7 protein-coding genes and 2 pseudogenes are annotated in these 7634 nt (G+C 44.2%); 6 read left to right on the forward strand and 3 right to left on the reverse strand.

Annotated features, from left to right (window positions below):
• Nucleotides 1-115: 115 nt before the first annotated feature.
• Nucleotides 116-475, forward strand: coding sequence for a DUF2470 domain-containing protein (locus QUA40_RS26620; protein ID WP_333131448.1), 360 nt, complete (start codon nucleotides 116-118; stop codon nucleotides 473-475).
• 184 nt (nucleotides 476-659) lie between these two features.
• Nucleotides 660-2300: an AAA family ATPase gene (locus QUA40_RS26625; RefSeq protein WP_333131450.1), complete on the forward strand. Its 1641-nt coding sequence runs from the start codon at nucleotides 660-662 to the stop codon at nucleotides 2298-2300.
• Between the two features lie 80 nt (nucleotides 2301-2380).
• Here the strand turns inward: QUA40_RS26625 and QUA40_RS26630 are convergent, their stop codons facing one another.
• The gene (locus tag QUA40_RS26630) at nucleotides 2381-3457 is read right to left on the reverse strand and encodes a DUF3616 domain-containing protein (protein ID WP_333131452.1); all 1077 of its coding nucleotides are present in this window, start codon (nucleotides 3455-3457) and stop codon (nucleotides 2381-2383) included.
• 388 nt (nucleotides 3458-3845) lie between these two features.
• Between QUA40_RS26630 and QUA40_RS26635 the strand changes: the two genes are divergently transcribed.
• Nucleotides 3846-4949: a site-2 protease family protein gene (locus QUA40_RS26635; protein WP_333131454.1), complete on the forward strand. Its 1104-nt coding sequence runs from the start codon at nucleotides 3846-3848 to the stop codon at nucleotides 4947-4949.
• A 183-nt stretch (nucleotides 4950-5132) separates the two neighbouring features.
• On the opposite strand, the gene QUA40_RS26640 is transcribed toward QUA40_RS26635, so the two are convergent.
• Nucleotides 5133-5357: a hypothetical protein gene (locus tag QUA40_RS26640; RefSeq protein ID WP_333131456.1), complete on the reverse strand. Its 225-nt coding sequence runs from the start codon at nucleotides 5355-5357 to the stop codon at nucleotides 5133-5135.
• A gap of 96 nt (nucleotides 5358-5453) precedes the next feature.
• Between QUA40_RS26640 and QUA40_RS26645 the strand changes: the two genes are divergently transcribed.
• Nucleotides 5454-5690, forward strand: coding sequence for a hypothetical protein (locus QUA40_RS26645; RefSeq protein ID WP_333131458.1), 237 nt, complete (start codon nucleotides 5454-5456; stop codon nucleotides 5688-5690).
• Nucleotides 5691-5774: 84 nt separating this feature from the next.
• Here QUA40_RS26645 and QUA40_RS26650 read toward each other — a convergent pair.
• Nucleotides 5775-6922 (reverse strand): annotated as a pseudogene (locus QUA40_RS26650) (IS4 family transposase).
• 260 nt (nucleotides 6923-7182) lie between these two features.
• Here QUA40_RS26650 and QUA40_RS26655 point away from each other — a divergent pair.
• Nucleotides 7183-7389, forward strand: coding sequence for a hypothetical protein (locus QUA40_RS26655; protein WP_333131460.1), 207 nt, complete (start codon nucleotides 7183-7185; stop codon nucleotides 7387-7389).
• 50 nt (nucleotides 7390-7439) lie between these two features.
• Nucleotides 7440-7562: pseudogene (locus QUA40_RS29170) on the forward strand (IS701-like element ISAcma42 family transposase); the annotation flags it as partial.
• Between the last annotated feature and the right edge of the window lie 72 nt (nucleotides 7563-7634).

A 7634-nucleotide genomic window follows, 5' to 3' on the forward strand; every position in this document is an offset into this window, starting at 1 on the left:
AAGGCTTTGACCAATTATCATTGGTTGACTTATTGATGATTTGTTGTAGACCTTTGTCAACCGGATTCCGTATGATTCTTCCTTATTCTTCCTTTTCTATCAATCATAACTCTTGATGCAATTCATCGCTCTTGAAATCTTTGTACCGATCGCAGTACAATCGAGCGATATTGCATCTGAGGAATCTCCCATGTCAGAACAGTTTTCCACTGAGATTAGCGATCGCATCTGCACTCACATGAACGAAGACCACGCTAGTGCTGTCGTGCTATATGCTCAAGCATTTGGCGACCAACCGCAGGCAACAGAAGCTCAAATGCTAGCTATTGATGCCAACGGCATGGATTTAACCGCTAAAGTCAACGACCAAACAGTGCCCGTCAGAGTTAAATTCGATCGCACTTTAAAAGACGCCGAAGATGCTCACCACACTCTCATTGAAATGGTGAAACAAGCTCGAAAAGTTGCTAAGTAGCCAATTGCGTACTATTTTGTTATAATTTTAACGTTTGCAGTACGGACTTTAGTCGGGTTCAATAGTTGTTAAGGACTCAAGTTCTTAGTAAAAACCTTTAGTTAGGTTAATCTTTTTTCAAGACTAAAGTTCGTACTGAAAAAAAAATAATAAAGTTTAATTTTACTCTAAAATATCCAATAAAATGACCGAAAATTACCCCAAATCCCAAGAATTAGATGCCGTCAATGGCAGTCAAAATAACTATTTCGATGCCCTGGTAAAGCGACTAGATTTGATGATTCGCGCCCGCTATTCGCTGCTGTACATTGTCGGCGCGGAGGAGGAACCGGTCGAAGCCGTAATTGCCCAAGTAGCGCTGCAAGTAACTCCCGCGCGCCGGGTGTTGTTCTGGGATCTTGTGCGCGGCTGGGAGGATAACGGTTCTGGAAAAGGCTCAGCAATGGCGGCGCTCGATCGCGTCAGCAAAACTGCTGTTGAAGAATATACCATATTTGTACTGCGGGATTTGCACCCAATTTTGAAATATCCATACAGCGAAAAAAGCGCGGCGGTAGTGCGAGAATTGCGGAATTTAACGCGAGAATTGAAGCGCAGCAAAAAAACTATAGTTCTTACTTCTCACACGCTGGAATTGCCGGAGGAATTGAAAGAAGAAGTAACAGTAATTGATTTTCCTTTGCCCAACGTGCAAGAAATCGACAGTTTAATTTCCCACGTTGTGGAAAAGCCACAACAGTTGCAAGTTAGCGGTTTAGCAAGGGAACAGTTAGTTAAAGCTTGTCAGGGTTTGAGCCGCGCTAGAATCGGGCGGGTTTTAGCTAAAGCTTTGGCTGCAAAACAGCAAATTAACGAGTCAGATATTGACGGAGTTTTGGAGGAAAAACAGCAAGCAATTCGCCAGACGGGAATTTTGGAGTTTTTTAACTCCCGAGAATCCCTAAAAAGTGTCGGCGGCTTGGAGAATTTGAAACAGTGGGTAAAGATGCGGCAAGATGCTTTTACTGACGAGGCGCGCCGCTACGGCATACCGAATCCGAAAGGAGTTTTGTTAGTAGGAATTCAAGGCACAGGCAAATCTTTATCTGCGAAAACAATAGCCTCAGAATGGCGTTTACCACTGTTGCGATTAGATACTGGGAGATTGTTTGGCGGCGTGGTCGGGGAAAGCGAAAGCCGCGTCAGGCAAATGATACAATTAGCAGAGGCGATCGCACCTTGCGTTTTGTGGATCGATGAAATAGATAAAGCCTTCGGCAACATTATCAGCGGTGGTGACGGCGATTCGGGAACTTCGCGCCGGGTATTCGGCAGTTTGATTACTTGGATGCAGGAAAAAACCAGTCCGGTGTTTATCGTCGCAACTGCAAATAACGTGCGGATTTTGCCGGCAGAGTTGCTGAGGAAAGGCAGGTTTGATGAAATTTTCTTTTTAAATTTGCCCTCTGAATCGGAACGGCAAGATATTTTTAAAGTGCATTTGCAGCGTTTGCGCCCGACGAGATTGCGCGACTTTGATTTGGAGATTTTGGCGAAGTGCGCTGAGAACTTTAGCGGTGCAGAAATCGAACAAGTCGTAATAGATGGGTTGTACCGGGCTTTTGGAACGTTTGTAAACGGACAGCGCCGGGATTTGATGACGGAGGATATTTTGAGGTCGATCGAGGATACTGTACCTTTAGCTGCGATCGCGCGATCGCAAATTGAAGATTTGAAGCGCTGGGCCGCGGAAGCCGGCGCGAGAACGGCTTCTAATGATACTCGATTGATTGATGAATTGAAACGCTACAGTCGGCCGCTGGGAGGAGATGCGATGGAAAATTAACTTAATTTCGCGACTGTTTGTAGTCAGGACTTTAGTCATTAGTCTTGATTCACCACAACTTCCTTCGATTAAAATTCTCACTACAAACCCAGCCTAAAAATATCCGCAAAAATAGCATTTTCCTCAACCATTCTCCCCCTATCCGGCGAATCGTAAACCACTAACAGCGAATTCTGCCCGTCCCAATACGGAAACAGGCTCAATCCCTCAGCATTGTCCGTACCAACCTTAAAAGGCAAGTCAAACAATACCTCCAAATCTCCCCCATCTTGTCCAGTAATACTGTCGCCCGATCGCCCGAAAATCCCCTTTAACCGAAAAACCCTCGTCGCCCCAGATAAAGTCATAGTCGGCCCGGCTAGAACAATCAAATCTTCCCCATTCCAGCACAATTCTCGCACGCCCAAACCGTTCAAATCAACAAAATGTTTGTTGTACAATTTCCCTCCTTTCCCAATTTCCTTAAGCCTTAAAACTCCCGCTTGGGCCTCTTCAACTTCTATTTCTAAAATTATCGCCCAACCCCGCAGCACCGGCCCCCGCAAACCGAGCAAAATGCGATCGCCCCGCACCGCCAACCCTTCAATATCAAAGCCATTTTCTTTACTCGGAATCGGCACAGATAAATACAAGCCGAGGTGGGTGTCATCTTTGAGCGCGTCTGTCAGCAAGTTGCCTGTTTCTGTCCGCTGAAGACATCCCGCTTTCAGTTGGGTTTCGGGATTGTTTGAAGGGGAAATTGACTTGCACAAAATCCCGTCTTTCATAGGAAGGCGCGCCAGCAAATAGCGGTTGACCTCTGTCTCGATTTGTGCTAATTTTTCAATGTCTTTGTCGGCGTCTTTGCCTTTAGCTTTTTTGCGTTTTGTGCTGTGAGAACCGACCAGCCACAGATAATCGCTGCTGAAATCCATTCCTTCGATATCGATTTCGCATTTTCCAGGTAGATCGATAAAATCCGCGATCGCAAATTTTTGATGTTCTCCAAAAACATGAGGCGCTACAGGCGACAAACATTCGAGCGAAGTCGTTTCATCGGAACCCAGCCACAAATGGCCGTCGGGAGTGAAAGCCACAGCCGATAAGTCTGTAATAGTATCGCTCACTTCGGTGTTGAATTGCAGCAGCAGGCGACCGAGCAAAAAGGATTCTGACATACTTATTAGCACCAAAACTATTCTTAGGGTAAGTAATTATAGCTAAAATTTCTGGAAACTGATATCCAGCCACAGGTGCAATAGTCCGCCGGGAATTAATTCCCCCTCTCAAAGGTAAAGTCGGTTAAAACCGACTGAAAACTTATATTTAAAACTCAAATAAATATAATGTTCAGTCCTCAGAGAGATGACTTCCGCTCTTTCGACAGGGATTTTCAACCCCTGGCCACCCCGCAGCCCCAACCGCAGCCAGCGGTGATTATTCAGCAAACCGAACCTCTACAGACGGATAACACCCTAATTGAAACATTAACATTTCAGTTACATTTCGTTACGATAAGGAGACAGAGAGAAAAACCTCTCATTCGTCAAATCAGAGGTAGCCATTATGAACGGTACATTTCGCGTCGGCAACCTGTTTGGGATTCCCTTCTTTGTCAACGCATCTTGGTTTTTAGTTCTGGGTTTAGTAACCTGGCAATACGGCGGCGCATTAGCTGCCCTGTTTCCCACATTGGGCCCCGTAGCGCCCTGGATGCTGGGATTATTCACAGCGTTACTGTTATTTGCTTCCGTCTTAGCCCACGAATTAGGACACAGTTGGGTAGCCATTAAACAGGGAATTGGCGTGAAATCGATTTCGCTATTTCTGTTTGGCGGACTGGCTAATTTAGAAAGAGAATCGAAAACCCCAGCCGAAGCATTTTGGGTAGCCATTGCAGGCCCGTTGGTTAGCTTATTGTTGTCCGGTTTGTTAACAGCGATAGGCATCGGTGCTAGTCTCACAGGCCCCGCAGCCGCCATCGTCGGACTTTTAGCTTCCATCAACTTAGCTTTAGCCTTATTTAACTTAATTCCCGGTTTGCCCCTCGACGGCGGCAACATCCTCAAAGCCCTCGTCTGGAAAATTACTGGCAACCCTTACAAAGGTGTAATTTTTGCTAGCCGCGTCGGTCAAATAATTGGTTGGATTGCCATTGCTACAGGCGTATTCGGCAATATTTGGAATCTAGTAATCGGTTGGTTCTTACTGCAAAATGCCGGTCAATCTGCCCAATATGCCACAGTCCAAAATCAACTGGCAGGGCTGACTGCCGCAGATGCTGTGACGCCCGAAAGCCCGATCGTCTCCCAAGACTTGTCCCTCAGAGAATTTGCTAACAACTACGTGATCGGTAGCACTCAAACCTGGCGCAGGTTCCTGGCAACAGATGATGCCGGACAATTGGTAGGGGCGATCGACCTTGATGACCTCAAAACCATTCCTACCGGCACCTGGCCCCAAGTTTTAGTGAAAGAACTCCTCAAGCCGATCGAATTTTCCACAACCGTCAAACCTGAATTATCCCTTCTCGAAGTCGTCACCCTTCTGGAACAACTCAAAGTACAAGAACTCCCCGTCATTCGCGAAAACGGAGTCCTCGTCGGACTTGTAGAAAAAGCTGAAATTGCCCGCCTGCTACAAAGACGATCCGAAGCGAACCCTGCTTAATCTCCTCAGATACTTGACAAATAACACTTAACCCCCTCGATTTCCCCTTACCAAAAGGGCGATCGGGGGGGTTAACTCTAGCTTCAAAAAAGTCAAGTCCAACACTAAATTATTAGGAGCAAATCAAGCATGATAATTATAGTGTATTGAGCATCTGAGCGAGGACGTTAGGCCATCTCATGGCTATTGTCGCAGCAGCGCCACGAAACAAAGTAAAACTGTAGTCTGGGTATTTCTGTTAATTTCCGCCAGAAAATCGGATTTGGGAACTGCGATCGCAATCAGCCAGTTCAAACCGTAAACATCAGAAAACGGCAGCACTTCCACAAAATATTCTTGCCCGTCTCGGCTAAATTTCAGTTGCTGCCGCTGCTTAATGTCGCCAAAGCTTCCGAAGTGTTCGTACAAATATTTAGCTGCGGTGCGAATGACAGGAGTTTGGCGGTCTCAAACATTCACCCGCTGCAGTTGCTGCTTTCTCGGCATCTTTCTAAAGGGTGATTCTTGACTCCAACTGGCAAGCAGCAAGCCCGATCGTTCGATCGCGAAAATTTGTCCCGTTTTGCTAAGCTTGATGCGATGGAGATATTGCTGAAACTTCGAGAGCCAAAAGTCTACGGCACTAACTCCCAGCAATTTACTCTTTCAATCGCGAATCGGTTGGCTGGCAGCAATAAAAACAGTGCCGGAAGTAAAACCCGGATAAATGGTAACCGTTCAGGGGGGATAGAAGAGAAATAGCCCAAAAAGGGGAGAAAATCTGATAAATTAAGTGACATGGAAGAAAAGCGCCTCAACCACTTAGCTGGGGGGTGACAAAGAGGTCTACGAGATAGACTGTATAAGGGTTGCAGCCCGCACACCTTGTTGATAAAAGCGGCGTTTAGAAGGAGTTAACTTCATTAACTGTTCCACCTCCAAAGAATATTGTTCTAGATAATGAACCCACTTTTCTCCATCTAGACCAACACCAAATGTACTCCGTCTGCGATATTTTTTCTTAGGTTATTTGCGACGAGATATATATTTTTGCACCTGCTTTTTCTTCAGTTCAGTGCCTTGAAATATTGCTGAGCTTTACGCAAGTGTCATGAGCAGAATCATGTTAATAAGTCGGTTTCCTTTGAGGCTAGTTCCTTCAAGATCGTAGCCTCCTTTTTTTTTACAGTCTCGGAACATTTCTTCAATGCCCATCCGCTGCTTATAAGCATTGATTGCTGCTGGCAACGAACCCAAATCCGTGAGAATAAACCAAGCTTCTTTAACTTGATATTTCCCATAATTCCTTTTCCATTTACAAGCAAGCTCAAATCCGGTTAGAGGCCCGTGTTTTTCTCACTCTTTTTCCTTGGACATACAAAGAGATTCCTGGTACTATTCCTAGTTCATCTAACCGTTGCCAAATCAAATGTTCCATTTCGATACAAGGATTCTTTTTAAGTCTTAAGCAAAAGGACACACCCTTTGATTTAAGCCAGTTTCCTAAATCAACAGAACAAAATTCACGGTCTCCTAAAACTATGACTTTACCCGTCTGAAAATAATGGTAAAACTTGCTGTAAATTTGTTGTTTGCTCCTCCAAATTACTGTTTCCTAATTTTGGCAATAATGACCAGTATAATGGAATTGCTCTTTTTTGCCAGACTAGGCTAACCATAAAAAGATTAATGCGCCCCCATTGACTGCGGTCAATTGATCTTGATAAATGAGTACCAATGGGGCAATAAGTAGTCAACCAATAAGTAATCAAGGGGAACCAAATTAATGAGATAGTTAAGTTTGGTAAATCCATAAATCTTTGTATTTTTCTACGCCGACTTTCTGTTGTAATTGGATAAGGAAATACCCGTGCCAGTCGTTCTAATCTCACTTGTTTTTCTGATTGCATCACAATGGGCAAAATTGTCATTACAAGAAAGTGAGCTTTCGTCAGTTGTTTTTTTAAATGAGTCTGGTAAAATGTTGGTATTATTATTTTTTGGATAGGCAAGCGTGTAACAATTATGCTGCCTATCTTTTTTTAGCATACATTGGCTCAATCCTCACCAACTCTGGGTTTCAGGCTGGTTGTTACCCCCCCAGACCACTTAGAGCAGATACCCCCAGAAGATTGGCTACCGTGTACACACAAGTCTAGTGCTGACCAATATTGTACAAATCCTGTTTCCTAGAACCTTGATTTCTCGTTTTTTCTTCTCAATAGCCTAAAATTAGTGAGAATGAACTGGATTTATGAGATTCATGCTAGATAAGGGTTTTAGGACTTGTGTTCACAGATATCGGACTTGTGTGTACACCGTAGCAGAAGATTGGGGGAAAACTCCAACCAGTGTCAAAAAACTGGTGGAGGCAATGGCGCAGCAAATAGAACAACAGGAAAAGAAACTAACCGAAGTCCTGATAGTTCAAGAACATAGGACTTACGCATTGACAAAATAACAAAATAGTGCATTTATAAATATGAGTGGTCTAGAAACAGGTATGTGACAATGAGAAAAACTACCAAACCCTCGACAGCACAATGCAATATAGAAAAGTATATTTTATTTTTGCTTTTAGAACCAAAGTTTGGGGGGTGTAATAGGTTAGCAGAGATATTGGGAGATGTGGCTCTTCAGAACTTGTGGTGATAACTTTATCTAATCAAGTGCTAAAATGTTTAATGTTTTTGAGTGGTTAAATCT

The organism is Microcoleus sp. Pol11C3 (assembly GCF_036701485.1).
In the GTDB taxonomy this organism is placed as follows: Bacteria; Cyanobacteriota; Cyanobacteriia; order Cyanobacteriales; family Microcoleaceae; genus Microcoleus.

Coding starts and splice junctions, on each gene's coding strand:
- QUA40_RS26655 (WP_333131460.1), top strand. CDS start 7,183: ATGAGATTCATGCTAGATAAGGGTTTTAGGACTTGTGTTCACAGATAT.
- QUA40_RS26620 (WP_333131448.1), top strand. CDS start 116: ATGCAATTCATCGCTCTTGAAATCTTTGTACCGATCGCAGTACAATCG.
- QUA40_RS26630 (WP_333131452.1), bottom strand. CDS start 3,457: ATGTCAGAATCCTTTTTGCTCGGTCGCCTGCTGCTGCAATTCAACACC.
- QUA40_RS26635 (WP_333131454.1), top strand. CDS start 3,846: ATGAACGGTACATTTCGCGTCGGCAACCTGTTTGGGATTCCCTTCTTT.
- QUA40_RS26625 (WP_333131450.1), top strand. CDS start 660: ATGACCGAAAATTACCCCAAATCCCAAGAATTAGATGCCGTCAATGGC.